At 72.9% G+C, this 17571-nt stretch carries 18 protein-coding genes; 10 read left to right on the top strand and 8 right to left on the bottom strand.

Annotation, left to right across the window (positions count from 1 at the left end; all coding sequences use genetic code 11):
* Window positions 1-112 precede the first annotated feature (112 nt).
* Window positions 113-2857, bottom strand: coding sequence for an AAA family ATPase (locus ACWD0F_RS45160; protein ID WP_449888272.1), 2745 nt, complete (start codon window positions 2855-2857; stop codon window positions 113-115).
* 123 nt (window positions 2858-2980) lie between these two features.
* Between ACWD0F_RS45160 and ACWD0F_RS45155 the strand changes: the two genes are divergently transcribed.
* From ACWD0F_RS45155 to ACWD0F_RS45145, 3 genes are all read left to right on the top strand, one after another.
* The gene (locus ACWD0F_RS45155; RefSeq protein WP_449888270.1) at window positions 2981-3145 is read left to right on the top strand and encodes a hypothetical protein; all 165 of its coding nucleotides are present in this window, start codon (window positions 2981-2983) and stop codon (window positions 3143-3145) included.
* Window positions 3126-3488 (top strand): hypothetical protein, encoded by a 363-nt coding sequence (locus ACWD0F_RS45150; protein ID WP_449888268.1) that lies wholly within the window; start codon window positions 3126-3128, stop codon window positions 3486-3488. The genes ACWD0F_RS45155 and ACWD0F_RS45150 overlap by 20 nt, the downstream gene beginning before the upstream one ends.
* 67 nt (window positions 3489-3555) lie before the next feature.
* Window positions 3556-4707 carry an NAD(P)/FAD-dependent oxidoreductase gene (locus tag ACWD0F_RS45145; protein WP_449888266.1) on the top strand — a complete coding sequence of 384 codons (1152 nt, stop codon included), beginning with the start codon at window positions 3556-3558 and terminating at the stop codon, window positions 4705-4707.
* 110 nt (window positions 4708-4817) lie between these two features.
* Here ACWD0F_RS45145 and ACWD0F_RS45140 read toward each other — a convergent pair whose 3' ends face one another.
* On the bottom strand, window positions 4818-5693 hold the full coding sequence (locus ACWD0F_RS45140) for a UbiA family prenyltransferase (RefSeq protein ID WP_449888264.1): 876 nt from the start codon (window positions 5691-5693) through the stop codon (window positions 4818-4820).
* Between the two features lie 68 nt (window positions 5694-5761).
* Between ACWD0F_RS45140 and ACWD0F_RS45135 the strand changes: the two genes are divergently transcribed.
* From ACWD0F_RS45135 to ACWD0F_RS45125, 3 genes are all read left to right on the top strand, one after another.
* Window positions 5762-6868, top strand: a complete 1107-nt coding sequence (locus ACWD0F_RS45135; RefSeq protein ID WP_449888262.1) for a type III polyketide synthase — start codon at window positions 5762-5764, stop codon at window positions 6866-6868.
* 61 nt (window positions 6869-6929) lie between these two features.
* Complete coding sequence (locus tag ACWD0F_RS45130; RefSeq protein ID WP_449888260.1) at window positions 6930-7451, top strand: isoprenylcysteine carboxyl methyltransferase family protein; 522 nt, start codon at window positions 6930-6932, stop codon at window positions 7449-7451.
* 4 nt (window positions 7452-7455) lie between these two features.
* Window positions 7456-8469, top strand: a complete 1014-nt coding sequence (locus ACWD0F_RS45125) for an NAD(P)/FAD-dependent oxidoreductase (RefSeq protein ID WP_449888258.1) — start codon at window positions 7456-7458, stop codon at window positions 8467-8469.
* Window positions 8470-8492: 23 nt separating this feature from the next.
* On the opposite strand, the gene ACWD0F_RS45120 is transcribed toward ACWD0F_RS45125, so the two are convergent.
* The gene (locus ACWD0F_RS45120) at window positions 8493-8951 is read right to left on the bottom strand and encodes a winged helix-turn-helix transcriptional regulator (RefSeq protein ID WP_449888256.1); all 459 of its coding nucleotides are present in this window, start codon (window positions 8949-8951) and stop codon (window positions 8493-8495) included.
* 97 nt (window positions 8952-9048) lie between these two features.
* Here ACWD0F_RS45120 and ACWD0F_RS45115 point away from each other — a divergent pair, with 97 nt between their 5' ends.
* A complete protein-coding gene (locus ACWD0F_RS45115; RefSeq protein ID WP_449888254.1) occupies window positions 9049-10314 on the top strand; it encodes an MFS transporter in 1266 nt (421 codons plus the stop codon).
* 243 nt (window positions 10315-10557) lie between these two features.
* Here the strand turns inward: ACWD0F_RS45115 and ACWD0F_RS45110 are convergent, their stop codons facing one another.
* The 4 genes from ACWD0F_RS45110 to ACWD0F_RS45095 all read right to left on the bottom strand — a co-directional run bounded on the left by ACWD0F_RS45110 (window position 10558) and on the right by ACWD0F_RS45095 (window position 13783).
* The gene (locus tag ACWD0F_RS45110; RefSeq protein ID WP_449888252.1) at window positions 10558-11322 is read right to left on the bottom strand and encodes an NAD(P)-binding domain-containing protein; all 765 of its coding nucleotides are present in this window, start codon (window positions 11320-11322) and stop codon (window positions 10558-10560) included.
* The gene (locus ACWD0F_RS45105) at window positions 11319-11762 is read right to left on the bottom strand and encodes a hypothetical protein (RefSeq protein ID WP_449888250.1); all 444 of its coding nucleotides are present in this window, start codon (window positions 11760-11762) and stop codon (window positions 11319-11321) included. The genes ACWD0F_RS45110 and ACWD0F_RS45105 overlap by 4 nt, the downstream gene beginning before the upstream one ends.
* Before the next feature lie 206 nt (window positions 11763-11968).
* A complete protein-coding gene (locus tag ACWD0F_RS45100; protein WP_449888248.1) occupies window positions 11969-12775 on the bottom strand; it encodes an aminoglycoside N(3)-acetyltransferase in 807 nt (268 codons plus the stop codon).
* Between the two features lie 45 nt (window positions 12776-12820).
* On the bottom strand, window positions 12821-13783 hold the full coding sequence (locus ACWD0F_RS45095) for an alpha/beta hydrolase (RefSeq protein WP_449888246.1): 963 nt from the start codon (window positions 13781-13783) through the stop codon (window positions 12821-12823).
* 118 nt (window positions 13784-13901) lie between these two features.
* Here ACWD0F_RS45095 and ACWD0F_RS45090 point away from each other — a divergent pair, with 118 nt between their 5' ends.
* Together ACWD0F_RS45090 and ACWD0F_RS45085 are read left to right on the top strand one after the other, a co-directional pair.
* On the top strand, window positions 13902-14555 hold the full coding sequence (locus tag ACWD0F_RS45090) for a TetR/AcrR family transcriptional regulator (protein ID WP_449888244.1): 654 nt from the start codon (window positions 13902-13904) through the stop codon (window positions 14553-14555).
* Between the two features lie 125 nt (window positions 14556-14680).
* The gene (locus ACWD0F_RS45085) at window positions 14681-15682 is read left to right on the top strand and encodes an ArsR/SmtB family transcription factor (RefSeq protein ID WP_449888243.1); all 1002 of its coding nucleotides are present in this window, start codon (window positions 14681-14683) and stop codon (window positions 15680-15682) included.
* Window positions 15683-15714: 32 nt separating this feature from the next.
* On the opposite strand, the gene ACWD0F_RS45080 is transcribed toward ACWD0F_RS45085, so the two are convergent.
* A complete protein-coding gene (locus tag ACWD0F_RS45080) occupies window positions 15715-16296 on the bottom strand; it encodes a TetR/AcrR family transcriptional regulator (protein ID WP_449888241.1) in 582 nt (193 codons plus the stop codon).
* A gap of 76 nt (window positions 16297-16372) precedes the next feature.
* Between ACWD0F_RS45080 and ACWD0F_RS45075 the strand changes: the two genes are divergently transcribed.
* A complete protein-coding gene (locus ACWD0F_RS45075; protein ID WP_449888239.1) occupies window positions 16373-17371 on the top strand; it encodes a DsbA family protein in 999 nt (332 codons plus the stop codon).
* Window positions 17372-17571 lie beyond the last annotated feature (200 nt).

Below are 17571 nucleotides of genomic sequence, written 5' to 3'. Positions count from 1 at the left end.
CGAGCTCGTCCGGCCACAGGATGCCCTGCGACATCGAGCCCATGATCAACAGGATCGGCGCGTCCGTCTCGGCGCCGAACTCTTCGCTCCAGATGCTGACGTTGTGCATGACTCAGAGCATGCCGTCCCCGGCCACGGGCGCCTTCTGTAGAACTACCAGCCGCGCCAGCTCCGTACGGGTGCCGATGCCCAGCTTCGGATAGATCTTGTACAGGTGGTACTCGACCGTGCGGGGGCTCAGGAAGAGCTGGGCGGCGATCTGCTTGCTCGACGACCCGTCCGCGACCAGGCCGGCGATGCGCAGTTCCTGCGGGGTCAGCGCGTCGAGCACGTTGGGGGGCGGGGCGGCGCCGCTCTCGCCTGCCGCCCGCAGCTCCTCCTGCGCGCGCCGCGCCCACGGCCGGGCGCCGGCCTGCTCGAAGATCTCCCACGCCATCCGCAGATGCGCTCGCGCCTGGCCCGGCCGCTGCGTGCGGCGCAGGCGCTCACCCAGCAGCAGGGCCGTCCTGGCCGCCTCGAACGGGTTGGTGTGCAGCCGCAGCGCCTCGCCGAAAGCCTCCTCGGCCGATGCGGCCAGGCCCCGGCAGCGGGCCAGCAGCGCGCGCGACTCGGGCGTCGCGGCGTGCTCGGCCGACCGCTCGTAGGCCGAGAGCGCCGCCCGCGCGCCGGCCTCGTCGCCCGCGCCCACCGCGGCCTCGATCCGGTCCGGCATGGTCCGCCACGCCACGGTCGGATGCCCCGCACCCGGCCCCGCCGCCGCGATCGCCTGGAAACGGTCGTACGCCGACGCGTAGCGCCCCAGACACAACTCGAGCATCGCCAGCGCGTACGCGGCCACCCCCGCGCGCAGTCCCACCCGATGCGGCAGGGCAATGGCCAGCGCCTCGCGGGCCTGCCGTTCGCAGAGCTCCTCCTCGCCGCGCAGCGCCGCCAGCACCGCCAGGTTGGCCAGGTGCGCGGCCACCGTGTTCTCATACCCGGCCTCCCGCGCCAGCGCCAGGCCCTCCTCGGAGACGGCCTGGCTGCGCGCGAGCCGCCCGGCGAGGCGGTCGGCGGTCGCCACGAACTCCAGCACGACGGGCAACTGCCCGGTCATCCCCGACACCCTGGCCACCCGGCCGGCCCGGGTGGCCAGCTCGGTGGCCAGATCCGACTCGCCCAGCGCGCTGGCCGCGGCCGTGGCCCACAGGTAGCCCGCCGCGTCCTCCAGCTCATCGACCCGCGCCAGTGCCCGCCGCAGCAGGCCGGGACCGGTGGCGTCGCCGTCCAGCGTCAGACCGATCCCGGCGACCGTGTCCCGCAGGAATCCCTCGGGGTGCGCGGCCGCCCGCCGGCCGAGCTCGACCATGGCCGCCGTGTCGCCGACGTACGAGGCCGCCTCCACGGCGTCGGCCAGCATGTCCAGGTTGTCGCCCGCCGCCAGGATCCGCACGGCCTCGGCGGCGTTGCCCGAGTTCAGCTCGAACCGGCCCCGGAGCTGGGCGATCTCCATCGTGAGCGTGATGTCCCCGCCGGCTCCTTCGCGGGCCTCGGCCAGCAACGATTCGGCCTGTCCCGGCCGGCCACCGAGCCAGGCCGCCACGGCGGCGTCCTTCAGCCGGACGGCGCGGGCGCGCGGCTCGGGGGTCAGCTCGGCGGCCCTGGTCAAGGCGGTGGCGGCGGCGCCGTACCCACCGCGGTCGCGAGCCCGTCCGGCGGCCTCCGCCAGCGCGGCGGCGACCGGCTCGGCCTGGCCCAGGGCGGCTCCGGCCAGGTGCCAGGCCCTGCGGTCGCCCGCGGTCAGCTCCGCCAGGACGGCGTGTACGTGGCGGATCTCGGCGGGGGCGGCCGCCTCGTGGATCGCGGAGCGCATGAGCGGGTGACGGAAGCGCACGCCGGTGCCCGAGACCTCGGCCAGCCCGCTCTCCTCCAGCTCGGCGAAGGCCGCCGCCACCACGGACGCCCCCGCCCCCGACCCCGCCGCCACCTTCGACTCCACCCCCGACTCCGACCCCGCCGCCGCCCCGGCCCCGGCCCCGGCCGTCAGCCGCTCGGCGGCGCGCAGGACCACTTCGAGGTCGGTCTCGACGGCGGCGAGCAGGGCGACCAGCCGGGCGGGGGCCGACAACCCGGTCACCCGGTCGCCGAACAGCCGGGCGCCGCCGGGCAGCGGGTCGGGCAGCGGTTCGCGGCCGGCGAGCTGCGCGGGCGTCAGCCGGGCGGCGATCTCGTCCAGGGCCAGGGGGTTGGCCCCGGTCAGTGTGATGAGCTCCCGTCTCACCGGGGCGGCCAGCGGCCCGTGCCGGGACTCCAGCAGCTCGGCCGCGGCGTCCTCGGGCAGGCCGCGCACGCTCACCGTGGACGGCACGCCCTTGACGGGAGCGTCGCCGCGGACGGCGAGCAACATCGCGATCCGTTCGGTGCCCAGCCGCCTGGCGGCGAACAGCAGCGCGTCGGCCGAGGCCCGGTCGGCCCACTGGAAGTCGTCGACCACGCAGATCAGGCCCTCCGGACCGGCGGCCTCGACCAGCAACGACAACACGCCGGCGCCCAGCAGGAAGCGGTCGCCCGCGCCGCCGGCGGCCTGCCCCAGGGCCGCTCGCACGGCGTCGCGCTGCGGCCCGGGCAGCGCGTCGAGCAATCCGGCCACCGGCCACACCATCTGGTGCAGCGCCGCGAACGCCAGGTCGGACTCGGACTCGACGCCGCCGGTCCGCAGCACCCGCATCGCCCCGCCCCGCGCGGCCGCCGCGTCGAGCAGGGCGGTCTTGCCCGCGCCGGCCTCACCCCGGAGCACCACCGCCCCGCCGCGGCCATGGCGAGCCTGTGCGATCACCTCGTCGAGCGCGCTGCTTTCCGCAGATCTGCCGTAAAGCATAGAAACCAACTGTAAGGGGACGCCAGCCCAGAAACTCCGCCGTAACACCGGTGCGAGCCGATCGAACCCCCGCAGCCTGCCAATGAAAATGGAAAGGCTGTTCCACTTGGGTAGGGTGAGGTCATGACCTCCACCGCGGAGCCCGACCCGCCCGCCGACCGGCAGCCCGGACCGGGACTGCGCTCCGACGCCGAACGCAACCGCGAACGCATCCTGGCCGCCGCCCGCCGCCCGCCGCCTGTTCGCCGGCCACGGGCTCGGCGTCTCCATGGCCTGCGTCGCCCGTGAGGCAGGCGTCGGCAAGGCCACCCTGTCGCGTCGCTTCGCCACCCGCGAAGAACTCATCACCCGCGCCAAGGCCGGCGGCCACCTGCGCGAGGACTTCACCGACCAGGACATGGTCGTCCTGCTGATGGCCAACGCCGGCGTCGTCGCCGCCACCGCGGACGCCGCGCCCGGCACCTGGCGCCGCCTGGTCGGCCAGGTGCTGCGGGCCTGGGCCGCTCCCGGCGCCGACCTGCCCCCGATGGAGCCGGCCCCCGCGCCGACCGCGCTGTATCGCGCCATGGTCCGCCTCACCCGCCCGGCCACCCACAGCGGTGAAGACGCGGAGCGTGCGGGCGGCCGGTGAAGCGGGGGCTGCGTCGCGGCGGCAGGTGATGCGTTTCCGATCGTGCGTGCGGTGGGACAGACCTCGCATGGACGACGTGTGGGACGTGGCGATCGTGGGAGCGGGACCGGCGGGCTCGGCGGCGGCGCTGCGGGCCGCCCAACTACGCCCGGAGCTGCGCGTGCTCCTGCTGGACAGGGCCGACTTTCCCCGTGACAAGCCGTGCGGCGACGGCATCGCCGCCCACGGGCGCGACGAGCTGGCCCTGCTGGGTCTGCCCGCGCTCATCGACGACTACCGCCCCACTCCCCGCCTGACCGTGGTGTCGCCGGGCGGGGTACGGGTCTCCGCCGAGGCCGCGCGGCCCAATCACGTGGTGCCGCGCCGGGTGTTCGACGCTCGCCTGGTGGCCGCCGCGCGGGCCAGAGGAGTCGAGGTACGCCGCCACCGCGTCAAGGATCTCGTCTCCGACGGGTCCGGGGTGGTCATCGACGGGCGGCTGCGGGCCCGTACGGTGGTGGCCGCCGACGGGGCCGGCTCGGTCGTGCGCCGCCTGATCGGCCTGGCCGCCGCCGCCGACAAGCACACCGCCATCGCCGTACGCGGCTACGCCGACGTGCCCGAGGAGGACGATGTCCAGCTCATCGCCATGCAGAAGGCGGGCTGGCCGGCCTATGCGTGGTCGTTCCCCATCGGCGACGGCACCGCGAACGTCGGCTTCGGCATGCTGCTCCCCCGGCTGCGCGCCGCGGGGGCGCCCGGCCGTCAGGTGCTGCACGGCAGGCTCGCCGAGTTGCTGCCCGACCGGCCCGCCCGCGATCTGCGCGCCCACCACCTGCCGCTCTCGACCGGGCGGCCGACGCCCGGCGCCGGCCGGGTCCTGCTCGCCGGTGACGCCGCGGGGCTGATCAACCCGCTGACCGGCGAGGGCATCTACTACGCGCTGCTGTCCGGGCGGCTGGCGGCCGAGGCGGCGGTGGAGTCGCCGGGCGATCCGCTGGCGCTGTACCGGGGCAAGCTGCGCGAGGCGCTCGGACGGCACCTGCGCACCACCGACGTGCTGGCCCGGCTGGCCCAGTCCCCCGGCTTCATCGACGCGGCCATCGAGACCGCCGCGCGCCGCAAGGAGGTGTTCGACCTGCTGGTGGAGGTGGGGCTCGGGGCCGGGACGGTGCCCGCGCCGCTCGCGCTGGCCGTGGGGATGCGGTGGCTGCGCGGATCCCTGCGCGCCAGGCGGTGAACGGGTCGCAGGGCCATGCGAGTCATGCGGGTCACGCAGATGACGCGGTCACGCGGGTGACGCGGGCCATGCGGATCACGCGGTCACGCGGGTCACCCAGGCCATGCGGATCACGCGATGAGCGAGGCGCCGCCGGCGACCAGGAGGATCATGTCCACGGCCGCCACGGCGACGGCGGTGATGAACGGCACCCGTGCGGACCTGGCTGCCAGCAGCAGCCCCGTGGCCGCGAGGGCCGAGGCGGCGGCCACGGCCAGCCAGCCCGCCACGCCGGGGGCGGCGCCTCCGGGACCGAAGACGAGCAGGCAGGTGGCGGCCAGCAGCGGCACGGGGACCAGAAGCCGTACGCGGGCGGCGCCCATGCGCTGCGGCCAGCCGCGTACGCCGGTGTCCAGGTCGCCCGCGATGTCCGGCAGCACGTTGGCCAGATGCGCGCCCACCCCGAGCAGCGCGGCGGCCAGGACCGCCCACCACGCGGGCCACGGCTCGCCGGGCAGGCCCAGGGTCACGAAGGCCGGCAGCACGCCGAACCCCACGGCGTAGGGCGCCCACGACAGGAGTGTCGCCTTCAGCCCGAAGTCGTACGCCCAGGCCGCCAGCACTCCCGCGAGGTGCAGCGCGCCCGCCCGCCAGCCGGAGGCCAGCGACAACGGCACGCAGCAGGCCAGTGCCACGAGAGCGGCGATCCAGACGGCGCGCGCGCTCACCGTGCCGTCCACGACGGGCTTGCCCGCGCGCCCGGCCGCCGTGTCCCGCTCGGCGTCGACCGCGTCGTTGCACCAGCCGATCGAGAGCTGCCCCGTCAGCACGGCCGCGCCGGCCAGCACGCACCCGGCCGCGTCCCGCCCCGTGGCCACGGCCAGGGCGGTGACCAGCGCGGTCACGGCCGCGGTCGGGCCGGGATGGCACGCGCGCGCCAGCCCGGCGGCCAGCCGTCCCGGCCCGTCGCGGACGACGGCGGCGGCCGCGGGGTCGGGGTCAGTCACAAGGTGATCGTAGACCGGGCGATCGCCCCCGAGAATTCCCACGTGCTGCGCGTGGCTTAAATGACCAGTTGGACGGGAAACGTGCGGGGAGTGAGAGTTGTCGGCTGTCGAGGGAGAACGGCATGACCCGTATCGCCGCAGTCCGTTGTGCTTTCCCTCCCCATCGCTACCCACAGTCCGAGCTCACCGACATGGCCGCCCGCGTGTGCCTGCCGGAGAACGCCGACCGGCGCCTCCTCGACCGCCTGCACCGCAGCGCCCGGGTGGACCATCGCAACCTCGCCCTCCCCATCGAGCAGTACGAGAAGCTGAACGGCTTCGGCGCCGCCAACGACGCCTTCGTCTCGGTCGCCGTGGACCTGGGGCTCGAAAGTGTGAAGGCCGCCCTGGACGCGGCCGAACTGGAGCCGACCGACGTGGACATGATCATGTTCACGTCGGTGACCGGCATCGCGGCGCCCTCCATCGACGCCCGGCTGGCGGCGGCGCTCGGCCTGCGGCCCGACGTCAAGCGGGTGCCCGTCTTCGGCCTGGGCTGCGTGGCCGGAGCGGCGGGCATCGCCAGGATCCACGACTACCTGCGCGGCTGGCCGGACCACGTGGCCGTGCTGCTGTCGGTGGAGTTGTGCTCGCTCACCGTGCAGCGGGGCGACTCCTCCCCCGCCAACCTGGTGGCCAGCGCGTTGTTCGGCGACGGCGCGGCCGCCGTGGTGGCCTGCGGCGGCGGACGCGGGGCGGCCGGTCCCACCGTGGTGGCCACGCGCAGCCACCTGTATCCGGGCTCCGAGCACGTCATGGGGTGGCAGGTGGGCGACACCGGGTTCCGGGTGATGCTGGACGCGAGCGTCCCGGCGGTCGTGCGGCGGTACCTGGCCGACGACGTGCACGGCCTGCTGGCCGAGCACGGCCTGACGGCCGGGGAGGTGACGGCGTGGGTGTGCCATCCCGGCGGGCCGAAGGTGCTCGAAGCCGTGTCGGACGTGCTCGGCCTGCCCGCGGACGCGCTCGACGTGACGTGGCGCTCGCTGGCGGCCAACGGCAACCTGTCCTCGTCCTCGGTCCTGCACGTGCTCGGTGAGACCCTCGCCACCCGGTCGCCCGAGCCGGGATCCTGGGGACTGATCATCGCCATGGGTCCGGGCTTCTGCTCGGAACTCGTCCTGATCCGCTGGTGACCGCGCCCATGACCCGGCTGCTGATGACCGCGCCCATGACCCGATTGCTGGTGGCTGCCCTATGACCTGGTATCTGGTGCTCGTCGTGCTGGTCGGCCTGGAACGGGTGGCCGAGCTGGTCGTCGCCCGGCGCAACGCCGCGTGGAGCATGGCGCGCGGCGGTGCCGTAGCAGGTCAGGGACACTATCCGTGGATGGTGGCCCTGCACACCGGGTTGCTCGTCTGCGCGCCGCTGGAGGTCGTGCTGGCCGAGCGGCCCTTCCTTCCCGTGCTCGGCTGGCCGATGCTCGCCCTCGTCGTGGCGGCCCAGGGGTTGCGGTGGTGGTGCATCACCTCGCTCGGGCCGCGCTGGAACACGCAGGTGATCGTGGTGCCCGGCCTGCCGCTGGTGACGCGCGGCCCCTACCGGCTCCCGTGGCTGCGGCATCCCAACTACGTGGCGGTGGCGATCGAGGGGTTCGCGCTGCCGCTGGTGCACACGGCCTGGGTGGTCGCGCTGGCGTTCACGGTGCTCAACGCCGCGCTGATGGTGGTGCGGATCCGATGTGAGAACGCGGCTCTCGCCCTCGCCTCGGGGCGGTGACGGCGTGATCGACGTGATCGTCGCGGGCGGCGGCCCGGCGGGGCTGGCGGCGGCCGTCCACGCGGCGCTGGCGGGGATGGAGTCGGTCGTCGTCGAGCCGCGGGCCGGGCCCGTGGACAAGGCGTGCGGCGAGGGCGTCATGCCGGGCGGGGTGGCGGCGCTGGCGGCGATGGGCGTGGAGGTCGAGGGGCGCGGGTTCCGCGGCATCCATTACCTCGACGGCCGGCGGGAGGTGCGGGCCGCCTTCGCGGCCGCTCCCGGCCTGGGCGTACGCCGGACGCACCTGCATGCCGCGCTCGCGCGGCGGGCCGCCGAGCTGGGCGTCAAGACGATCACCGGCAAGATCACCCGCGTCGAGCAGGACCGGGACGGCGTGACGGCCGCCGGGCTGCGGGCCCGCTGGCTGGTGGCCGCCGACGGGCTGCACTCGCCGCTGCGCCGCTTCCTCGGCCTCGACCTGCCCGCGCGCGGACCCCGCAGGTACGGCCAGCGCAGGCACTACAGGATCGAGCCGTGGACCGACTTCGTCGAGGTCCACTGGTCGGGCGTCGGCGAGGCGTACGTCACGCCCGTCGCCGGGGACCTGATCGGCGTCGCGATACTCAGCTCGGTGCGGCGCGGCTACGACGAGCACCTGCGCGGCTTCCCCGGCCTGAGCCGCCGTCTGCGCGGCCCGGCCGTCACCCCGGTGCGCGGCGCGGGCCCGCTGCGCCAGGCCGTGCGCGCCCGCCGCGCGGGACGCGTCCTGCTGGTCGGGGACGCCGCCGGCTACGTGGACGCGCTCACCGGCGAGGGCGTCTCGCTGGCCGTGCGCTCGGCCGAACTGCTGGTCAGGTGCCTGGCCGAGGACCGGCCCGAGGACTATGACGGCGCGTGGTCGCGGTTGTCTCGCACGCACCGGCTGCTGACGGGCGCGCTGGTGCAGGCCGCGCGCCGCCCCAGCACGGCCCGGCTGGTGGTGCCCGCCGCCCGCCGCCTGCCCGGCCTGTTCACGGGCATCGTCAGAACCCTCGCCTGACGTCGCCATTCGCAGGCGTCTTGTCACCGGTCCGAAGGGGTGGAGATCTTGTGGACGGTGGTGTCGTCGGGGTCCAGCCGCCGCCCGTCCGCGGACAGCACCTCCAGTGCGCGGAGGCGATGTCCCTGCCGGTCGACCAACTGTGAGTGCGGTTCGCCGGGGGCGAAGAAGTGCTGTTCGCCCCACTGCCGCAGTGCCACGATGACGGGGAAGAGCTCCTTGCCCTTCGGGGTCAGGACGTAATCGCGGTAGGCGCTGCCGTCCGAGGCCGGCACGGATTCGAGCACACCGCCGGCGACCAGGGTGCGCAGACGCGCGGTGAGGATGTTCTTCGCCACGCCGAGACTGCGCTGGAACTCCCCGAAGCGCCGGCTTCCGTCGAAGGCGTCCCGCACGATCAGCAGGGACCACCAGTCACCGATCGCGTCCACCGACCGGGCGACGGGACATTCGCTGTCGTCGAAGCGCGTCCTGGTCACCATGGCGTTCCCTCTCCCTCACAACGGTTGCAACATGCTACCAAAGAAGTTACCGTCCCTTTTGGTAGCAAGATGAAACCAGATAGGCGAAGGAGTGCCGATGCGCGACAGCGGTGCGGTTGTGACACGACGGACCGGGGCCCGAAGCAGGGAGGGTTCCGCGTTCGTCCTGTCCCGTGGCGTCGTCATCCTGTTCGCCGTCGCCTGCGGGGCCGCGGTGGCCAACGTCTACTTCGCCCAGCCGCTCCTGGTGACCATGGGCCACGAGCTGGGCATGAGCCCGGCCCTGGTCGGCGGCGTGGTCACCCTCACGCATGTCGGATACGGGCTGGGACTCTTCTTCCTCGTTCCGCTGGGCGACGTGGCCGGCCGCAGACGGCTCATCGTGGCCCAGTTGCTGCTCCTGGTGGTGGCGCTGGCCGTGGTGGCCGCCGCCCGCTCGGCGGCGATCCTGCTCGCGGGCATGGCCGCGATGGGACTTCTCGCGGTGGTCACGCAGACGCTGGTGGCCTTCGCGGCCTCACTGGCCCCGCCCGCCGGGCGCGGGCGGGTCGTCGGCCTGGTGACCAGCGGCGTGGTCATCGGCATCCTGCTCGCCCGCACCGCGTCCGGCCTCCTGGCCGATCTCGCGGGCTGGCGCTCCGTCTACCTCGCCTCGGCGTCGCTCACCGCTCTGCTCGCCCTGGTCCTGTACCGAGTGCTGCCGCGCCACAGTGACGCTCCGCCGGCGACCCTGCGCTACGGACAGCTCCTGCGCTCCACGATCACGCTGTTCGCGCGGGAACGGCTGCTGCGGCTCCGGGCCCTGTTCGGCCTGCTGATCTTCGCCGCCTTCAGCACCCTGTGGAGCAGCGTCGCGCTGCCGCTCAGCGAGGCCCCGTACTTCCTGTCCCACAGCGCGATCGGGGCGCTGGGGCTGATCGGCGTCGCCGGCGCCCTGGCCGCGACCGTGGCGGGCCGCCTGAACGACCGCGGGCTCTCCCGGCGGACCACCGGCATCGCCCTGGCACTGCTCGCCGCCTCGTGGCTGCCGCTGGCCTTCACCCGCAGCTCGCTCTGGGCCCTGGTCGCCGGGGTGATCCTGCTCGACCTCGCCGTGCAGGCGGTCCATGTCACCAACCAGACCCTGATCTACGCGCTGCACCCGGACGCGGGCAGCCGGCTGATCGGCGGATACATGGTCTTCTATTCGATCGGCAGCGCCACCGGCGCCATCGCCGCGACCTCCCTCTACACGGTGGCCGGATGGGGCGCCGTGTGCGCGCTGGGTGCCGCGTTCAGTTGCCTCGGGCTCGCGGTGTGGGCGTTCACCCGGCACAGCACCCCGGGCCGCACGGTGACGACCAGCCCGCCCGAGCTGAAGTAGACGTGTGAGCGGGTCAGCCACCAGCCGAGCGGGCAGAACGGCGCCTTGAACCACTCACGCAGGTCGTCCGCCTCGCGGATGTTGCGCAGCCCACGCCCAGCGGATCGACGACGAACGGCTCGTCGTTCATGAAGCCCTGCCCGGCGACGTTGACGGGACCGGCCTCGCACGACCAAGAAGCACGGTGCGCGGTACCGAACCGACCGGACGCCGCGAGCGCAAGAAGGCCCAGACCCGACGTGGCTATGCCAGGTCGTCGAGGAGGTCGTCGAGGGCCTTCGTGAGGGCCTCGACGTTGGCCGGGTTGAACCAGGTGGTGCGGATGCGTTCGTTGTTCCCGTTCGGTGTTTCGTGGTCGGCCGCGAGTCGGCCCAGGGAGCGGGTCTCGTCGCCCAGGGAGCGGCCGACGCCCTGGAAGAGGCCGCGGACGTAGCGGTCGGCGTCGTCGAGGGCGATGCCGTGGTCGGCGGCCCACGAGGCGAGAGTGGCGAGATACGCGTAGTGGGTGGTCAGCGTCCCGGTCAGCGCGGAGAGGACGTTGAAGGCGGCCTCGTCCTCGACGGGGAGCGCTCCGCCCATCCTTGCGAAGAAGGAATCCACCTCCGGATGCGACGGGTACACCACCGTGACGGAGCGGCGTTCGCGGATGGTCGGCAGGGGGATGGCACGGACCAGCGGGACGTTGGTGCCGAGCGTCCGGCGCAGGTCGTCGTTGCCGACGCCGGCCATCACATTGACCACGATCTTGTCGCCGCCCACCCGCACTCCGGCCAGGGCATCGTGCCAGTCCAGGCGGCGCACCGCGAGGATCACCAACTCGGAGCGGTCCATCACCTCCTGGTTGTCGGCGCACACCTCGACGCCCTCGTAACGCTCGGACAGCTCCGCGGCCGTGCGGGCTCCCCGCGGAGAGAGGAGCACCTCCGGCCAAGCGCCGCCCCCATGGCGCAGGCCCGTCACGATGGCCCGGCCGATCTCGCCCACCCCGATGATGCCGATGCGCCTCACTGTGTCTTCCTCCACAGCAGCGCGATCGCCAGGAGGCCTGCCAGGCAGGGGGCCATCCCGGCCCAGCCCAGTGTCGGCGGCAGACCTGTAGCGCCGGAGGTGTCCTTGGTGAGCAGCACGGTCAGCCCCGAGCTTGTGCCCAGCGCGAACATCACGGTCGTGGCGGGGCGGGCCCACCGCTTGCCTGCCGTGACGGCCCAGATCGTCCCGAGCCAGGCGAGGACGCCCAGCGCTCCGATGGCGGACAGCAGGACCAGGTAGGTGCTGACGGCCGAGTCGACCTGCGTCCGGGCGTAGGCGGGATAGCCAGCCTGGATGTGGTCGGCCAGCAGGTGGGAGGTGGCTCGGTCGGCGTACGGGACGATCGTCGCGAGGACAGCGAGCGCAAGGCCCGCATACATCGCTCCGAGCGCCCCTCGTGCATAGGGTCGCTTCGTCATCAGGGTGCTTCTCTCTTCCTCGGTCGATCAGGGCGATGCCGTGGTCGCCGCATCGAGCCCCCTGAGCCCAGGTGCCGGGGACGGCGGCGTCGATGCCGCCCAGGTCGGTCACGTCAGGCGCAGGTCGAGGGCGGCCAGGTTGTCGCGCAGGTGCGGGCGGCGGGAACTGCCGGGGAGCAATCGTCATGTGGATCGGATGAGTTCGGCTATTGCTTCTGTTGGTCCGCGTCGAGTAGTTCGGTGAGACGGCGAACCGCGAAGGAGACCAGCGGCTGCACCGGGATCAGTCGACATGGGGCGTCGCCGACCAGGACCTCCTCGATGCCGGCCTGCTCCTCGAATTCGCGGCCGATGGCGGGAAAGTATCTCCCGTTGTCGTTGCCGACGTCGAGCGTCTCGACCCACACCCGCTCGCCGTCGAGGTCCCGTGGGAAGCGACGGACCTTCAAGCGCGGGTTGGGGGTAAGTGTTTCGGCGTAGTGCAGGAAGGTGTTGCGGTCGTGGCCGACCCCCACAAGGAGGATGTGGCCCCCGAGGTCGTTCAGACGGCCGAACGGCGACGTGCGGCCGACCGCGAATCCGAGCGTCTGACGGCGAACGATGTCGGCTGCCTGAGCGCCGATGGCGGCGACGGACGCCTGCGGATGCGAGCTACGCACGCTCTCGGGCAAGGAACGCAGGAGTTCGGGGACGGCGCCCATGCCGGTGGATGGCAGGTCGGGATGGAAGGTGGGTACGGCCGCGCGCCGTTCGATCACCGCGGCGTCGGGGATACCGACGTGATCGTGGTCGGGATCGGTGACCTGCCAGGTGAAGGTGGGAGTAACGAGCGTTCCGGCCGGGCCGAGTACGGTGCGCAGACTGCCGATCACGGTGGCGGCTCCGCCGTCGACGCGGCCGATGCTGGACAGAGACGAGTGCACGATCACGGACATGCCCTCCTGGACCCCGGCCTTGCGCCATCCCTCCACCAGGTCGGTGCTGGTCAGCCCGTCGGCTCGCAACTCGGTCATTCGCATGCTTGAGGATCTCCGCCTTCAGGGTGCATCGTTCCGCCGTCACTTCGCCAGGGCCGCACGGAGGAACGCGAGGATCTCCGCCCGGGCGGCCTCGGCCTGTGGTTCCACCCCTGGCAAGGTGAGGAACGCGTGCCGCGCTCCCGGGTACTCGGTGATTCGCACGGAGGTCCCGGCCGCCCGTAGTCGCTCGGCGTAGCGGCGGCCGTGATCGGCGACCGCGTCCTGGGTCGGAACCACGAGCAGCGCGGGGGCGAGTCCGCTCAGGTCGTCCGCGTACAGCGGCGAGAATGCGCGGGCGTCGGTTCCCGGCGGGACGGCGAGCCGTTGCAGGAGCCGCAGTTGCGGCATGGCACGGGTCGGGCTGTATGCGTACTCGGCGATGGAGGGGTAGTCGTACATCGTCCCGGTCACGTCGACTGCCGGGTTCACCAGCACCTGCGCCTTGAGCCGCAGGCCGGTCTCCCGGGCCCGGATGGCCGTCAGGGCGCTGATCAGCGCGCCGAAGCTCTCGCCGAAGACGGCCGTGCGCGTCGGCTCGATGCCCCATTGCGCGGCGTGCCGCATCACATGCTGGAGCACGTCCCAGCCGTCGTCGGCGGCGTTCGCGAGCGGGCTGTCCGGGGCGACGAGGCGGTGTTCGACCGAGACGACGAGCGCGGGCAGCCGCGCGGCGAGGTGGCTGTTGGTCCAGTCGCACTGCACCGCCGTGCCCACGAAACTGCCTCCGTGAACATGAACCACGAGTGGCAGGTCGGTCCGGGCGGCGGCCTCGCCGTCGCCCGTCGCCACCGGCCGGTAGACCCGGACCGGGAGGTCGCGGCCCGGCAGCGCGACGTTCTGCCACTCGATCGCGGCCCCGGGGTCCGGCTCCCCGAGGATCGCCCGCGCCGCGCTGGACGCCCGCCAGCCGTTCTCGGCAGCGCGGTAGGCGATCAGTTGCTCGGTCGTTATCGCCGAGAAGTCCGGCTCCGGCGGCCGCTTCACCGCAGTGGTCTCGCTCATGTCTCCTTCTCTCTTCCTTTCCCGGCCGGGCCTCTCGGCCAGCATGCGCCCTATTATGCACGCACCGCGTGCAACATCAAGTGCATAGGATAGGCTCAGCCCTGACGAGAGGGGCGAGATGGCAGGTCGAAGGCGTTGGTCGACGGAGGAGATCCTGGATGCGGCGGCGGAGCTGCTGCGCACGAGCGACTCCGAGTCGTTCAGCGTGCGCAAGCTCGCCGCGACGCTCGGGACCGACTCCTCCAGCCTCTACCGGCACTTCCGCAACAAGACGGAGCTGCTGCGCGCAGTCACCGACCGGATCCTCGTGGCCGCGATGGACGGCTACCGCCCCGAGGGCAACTGGAAGCAGCGCATCACCGCCACAGCCCTGCGCCTGCGAGATGCCTTCGGCCGGCACCCCCAACTCGCCGCGATCTGGGGACGCTACGCGTCGGGCGGCACCGGTTCCCGGCTGTTCATGGAGGAGGTGCTACAAGCCCTGCGGGCCTCGGGCCTGCCCGATGAGGAGATTCCGCCCCGCTACCACCGGATCGCGATCCTCCTCGCCGCGCTGATCGCCTCCGAGGCCGGCATCGGCACCCTCACCCCCGGCGAGTACGAACAGGGCATGGAGCAGTTCCGCGTCGCGGTCCTCGGCGCCGATCCCGACCGCTTCCCCGCCCTGGCCCACTTCGCCCGCGAGATCCGCCCCCTCGGGGCCGACCGCCACGCCGCATTCGAAGAGATCCTCGCCGCCCAGCTCGCCCGGATCGAGGCTGCAATTCTCTGACGCGCCCTCTCCGCCTCCTGGTCGGCTTGGGACATGTTCAGGAGCAGAGGGCCGACGAGTTGCGGTTACGCCTGACACGATTGTCGCGATACCGGGATCGGAAGGTTGCACCGAGGGGGCAGATCATGCTGCGGGTTCACCTCACCAGCGAGGACGTCAAGCGCACCCAGCTGGTCGTCCTGGGTCCCCTCACCGAGGCGCAGCTCAGCTTGAGAGTGCTGCAGCGACGGGATCGGCCCGGGCTGTTCGGGCAGTGGCGAGCTCACGCGTCGAGGACGTTCGCACCGCAGTGGGCGGCGCTCGCCACGTTCCTGGCCACTCCCGAGGCCGGCATGGTCGACCTCTTCACCGTCGTCGGCGCGAGCCAGAGCTCAGAGGAAGGCCTCAACCGGATCCGCGAGTCCGCGACGGCGTTGCGAGCGGAAATCGGGTTGGTCCGCACGCTGCGCCCGCGACGGCCCGTTGTGCCCGCCATGGTGGACCGGCTGCTCAGCGGGGACCGCGAGGCGGTCGATGAACTCATCGTCGCCCTGCGGGAGATCTATCGCTCGAACGTCGCCCCGTACTGGGACGCCATCAACACCCACCTGCAGGTGCGGCGGACCGTCGACACCGCCCGGGCGGCTGAAGCCGGACTGGAAGGCCTGCTGCAGCATTTGCACCCTTCTCTCCGCTGGTGTCCTCCCGTGCTGGAGGTCGCCGGCTATCACCCGTTCATCGACGACGGAGACTTCCACCTGCGGGGCCGGGGGCTGCTGCTGGCGCCCTCCGTGTTCTGCACGACACCGCTCATCTTCACCGCGATCGACTCGTCACAACCCTCGCTGCTGATCTATCCGGCGGCACTCGATCCTGTCACCCTCGCGCGCATCTGGACCTCGGGCACCATCCAGCGGTCGCTCAACGCGCTGCTGGGCAACACCCGCAGCGCGGTCTTGGAGACCATCGCCGATCGCCCCATGTCCACGACCGACCTCGCCGGCCACCTGGGATTGTCCGTCTCCGGGGCCAGCCATCACGCCAAGGTGCTGCGGGAGGCGGGACTGATCGCCACTCTGCGGGACGGCAACAGAGTTCTGCATGTCATCACCCCTCTTGGCACCACGCTGGGAAACAAGCCCCTCTGATCGCAGCGCCTTGCCCTGGCGATGGGGCGCGTTCACGCCCCCGAAGCGCCCTGGCACCCGTTGCGGAACAACCTCCAGAACGCCAGCGCCGCCTCCCGCGTCGGGACCTGCTCCTGTGCGGCCACCCAGTGGGCGACGACGCCGACGAGCGCGCCGGCCAGGTAGGCGGCGTGCATCGGCACCGGTACGTCGTCCCACCCCGCGGGCCGCCGCCCGCCGGCGAAGCGGCCGGCCAGTTCGGCGGTCAGGCGTTCGCGCATGCGGGCGCCGAAGCGGGCGCTGCCGTGCGGTCCGAGCATGCGCGCGTACATGGTGGCGTTGGCGGCCACGTGCTCGAACAACTCCTCCAGCGGATCAGGCGCCCGGTCGCGGGGAGCGTCGAGGGGGCACAGGGCGGCCGCCCTGGCGACCGCGGCGACGGCGTCCTCCATGGCATCGGTGACCAGCGAGTCCACGTCGGGATAGTGCAGGTAGACGGTCGCCCGGTTCACCTCGGCGCGCTTGGCCAGCGCCGACATGGTGATGGTGGCGAGCTCCTGCTGCGCGGCCAGCTCGAGCACGGCCGCCTTGAGCCGGGCGCGGGTCCGTTGCGCGCGTGGATCATCCGAATGCACAGCACCAACTATACGACATCCATCGCCTATGCGACACATGTTGACTATTCAACACATGTCGCATACTTTGTGCGCTATGCGAATCGAGATCTGGGCTGATGTCGTCTGCGGTTGGGCCCACATCGGCAAGCGGCGGCTGGAGAAGGCGCTGACCTCCTGGGAGGGAGAGCCGGTGGAGGTGGTCTGGCGGCCGTACCAGATCGACCCGTCCGCGCCCGCGCAGGCGGTGCCCATGGCCGAGATGTTGCGCGACCCGATCGCCGACGAGGCGCTGCGCGCCTGCTCGCCCGGCCTGTCGCCGGCGGAGAACCGGGCGCGGGTGGCCGACGTGGCCGCCGCCGAGGGGCTGGGGGCGCAGTGGGGCTCCGGCTGGCGGGCCCCCACGCTGGAGGCGCACCGGCTGATCGCGCTGGCGTACGAGAAGGGCGGCGCGGAGCTGCAGGAGCGGGTGGTGGAGCGGGTGCTGCGCGCGCACTTCGTCGAGGTCCTGGACGTCAGCGACGTCGCCGTCCTGACCGCGATCGCGACGGACGCGGGCCTCACCGGAGAGGCGGGCTACGCCGATCCCGACCCCGCGCGCCAGACGCTGCCCGGCGCGGAGCTGACCCGGGAGCTGCTGCTCATCGGGAAGGCCAAGGGTGTACGCACCTCGCCGACGATCGTCGTGGGCGACCTCGCGCTGGAGGGCGCGCAGTCGCCGGAGGCGATCAGGGAGTTCCTGCGGGACGCGAGCCTGCGCACGCCTCGCCACCTGCCCGACGAGGTGCGGCGGTTGCGCTGGGCCGAGTCCCTGCTCGACCAGCGCGACCCCCTCGGCGCGCTGACGCTGCTGCGGCCCCTGCTGGCGGAGCACGGCGGCGACCGGGGGGTGCGGACGCTGGCGGCGCGGGCCTATTTCGCGTCGGCCCAGCTCAACCGGGCCCGTACGGCGCTGGAGTCCCTGGTGGCCCAGTCCCCGGACGACTCCTACGCCCGCCACCTCCTGGGCCGCACGCTCCAGCGCCAGGGCAGGCAGCAGGAGGCCGCCTCCCACCTCACCCTGGCCGCCACCATGACCCCGGACTACGCGGGTTAGGTGTACGTGGCGCGTCCTCGATGAACCAGCGGAGGCCGCGATCGTCCCGGCGAACACCGTGTACCGGGGTGAGGAGTGAGCGTTCGCACTTCGTCAGGAGGTCAGGAGCCATGCCCATGGTCTCGGCCAGCGGCTGGGTCGGGCGGCCGATGACCCGGGCCGGATCGCCTGGTAGCGCACGGGTGTCGCCGGCCTGAGCG

This window comes from Nonomuraea sp. NPDC002799, from assembly GCF_053592075.1.
Note: the sequence above shows the minus strand (reverse complement) of the source record. Positions and strands in the feature narration are given on the sequence as shown.

Coding starts and splice junctions, on each gene's coding strand:
- ACWD0F_RS45160 (WP_449888272.1), bottom strand. CDS start 2,857: ATGCTTTACGGCAGATCTGCGGAAAGCAGCGCGCTCGACGAGGTGATC.
- ACWD0F_RS45155 (WP_449888270.1), top strand. CDS start 2,981: ATGACCTCCACCGCGGAGCCCGACCCGCCCGCCGACCGGCAGCCCGGA.
- ACWD0F_RS45150 (WP_449888268.1), top strand. CDS start 3,126: ATGGCCTGCGTCGCCCGTGAGGCAGGCGTCGGCAAGGCCACCCTGTCG.
- ACWD0F_RS45145 (WP_449888266.1), top strand. CDS start 3,556: ATGGACGACGTGTGGGACGTGGCGATCGTGGGAGCGGGACCGGCGGGC.
- ACWD0F_RS45130 (WP_449888260.1), top strand. CDS start 6,930: ATGACCTGGTATCTGGTGCTCGTCGTGCTGGTCGGCCTGGAACGGGTG.
- ACWD0F_RS45120 (WP_449888256.1), bottom strand. CDS start 8,951: ATGGTGACCAGGACGCGCTTCGACGACAGCGAATGTCCCGTCGCCCGG.
- ACWD0F_RS45115 (WP_449888254.1), top strand. CDS start 9,049: ATGCGCGACAGCGGTGCGGTTGTGACACGACGGACCGGGGCCCGAAGC.
- ACWD0F_RS45105 (WP_449888250.1), bottom strand. CDS start 11,762: ATGACGAAGCGACCCTATGCACGAGGGGCGCTCGGAGCGATGTATGCG.
- ACWD0F_RS45100 (WP_449888248.1), bottom strand. CDS start 12,775: ATGACCGAGTTGCGAGCCGACGGGCTGACCAGCACCGACCTGGTGGAG.
- ACWD0F_RS45095 (WP_449888246.1), bottom strand. CDS start 13,783: ATGAGCGAGACCACTGCGGTGAAGCGGCCGCCGGAGCCGGACTTCTCG.
- ACWD0F_RS45090 (WP_449888244.1), top strand. CDS start 13,902: ATGGCAGGTCGAAGGCGTTGGTCGACGGAGGAGATCCTGGATGCGGCG.
- ACWD0F_RS45085 (WP_449888243.1), top strand. CDS start 14,681: ATGCTGCGGGTTCACCTCACCAGCGAGGACGTCAAGCGCACCCAGCTG.
- ACWD0F_RS45075 (WP_449888239.1), top strand. CDS start 16,373: ATGCGAATCGAGATCTGGGCTGATGTCGTCTGCGGTTGGGCCCACATC.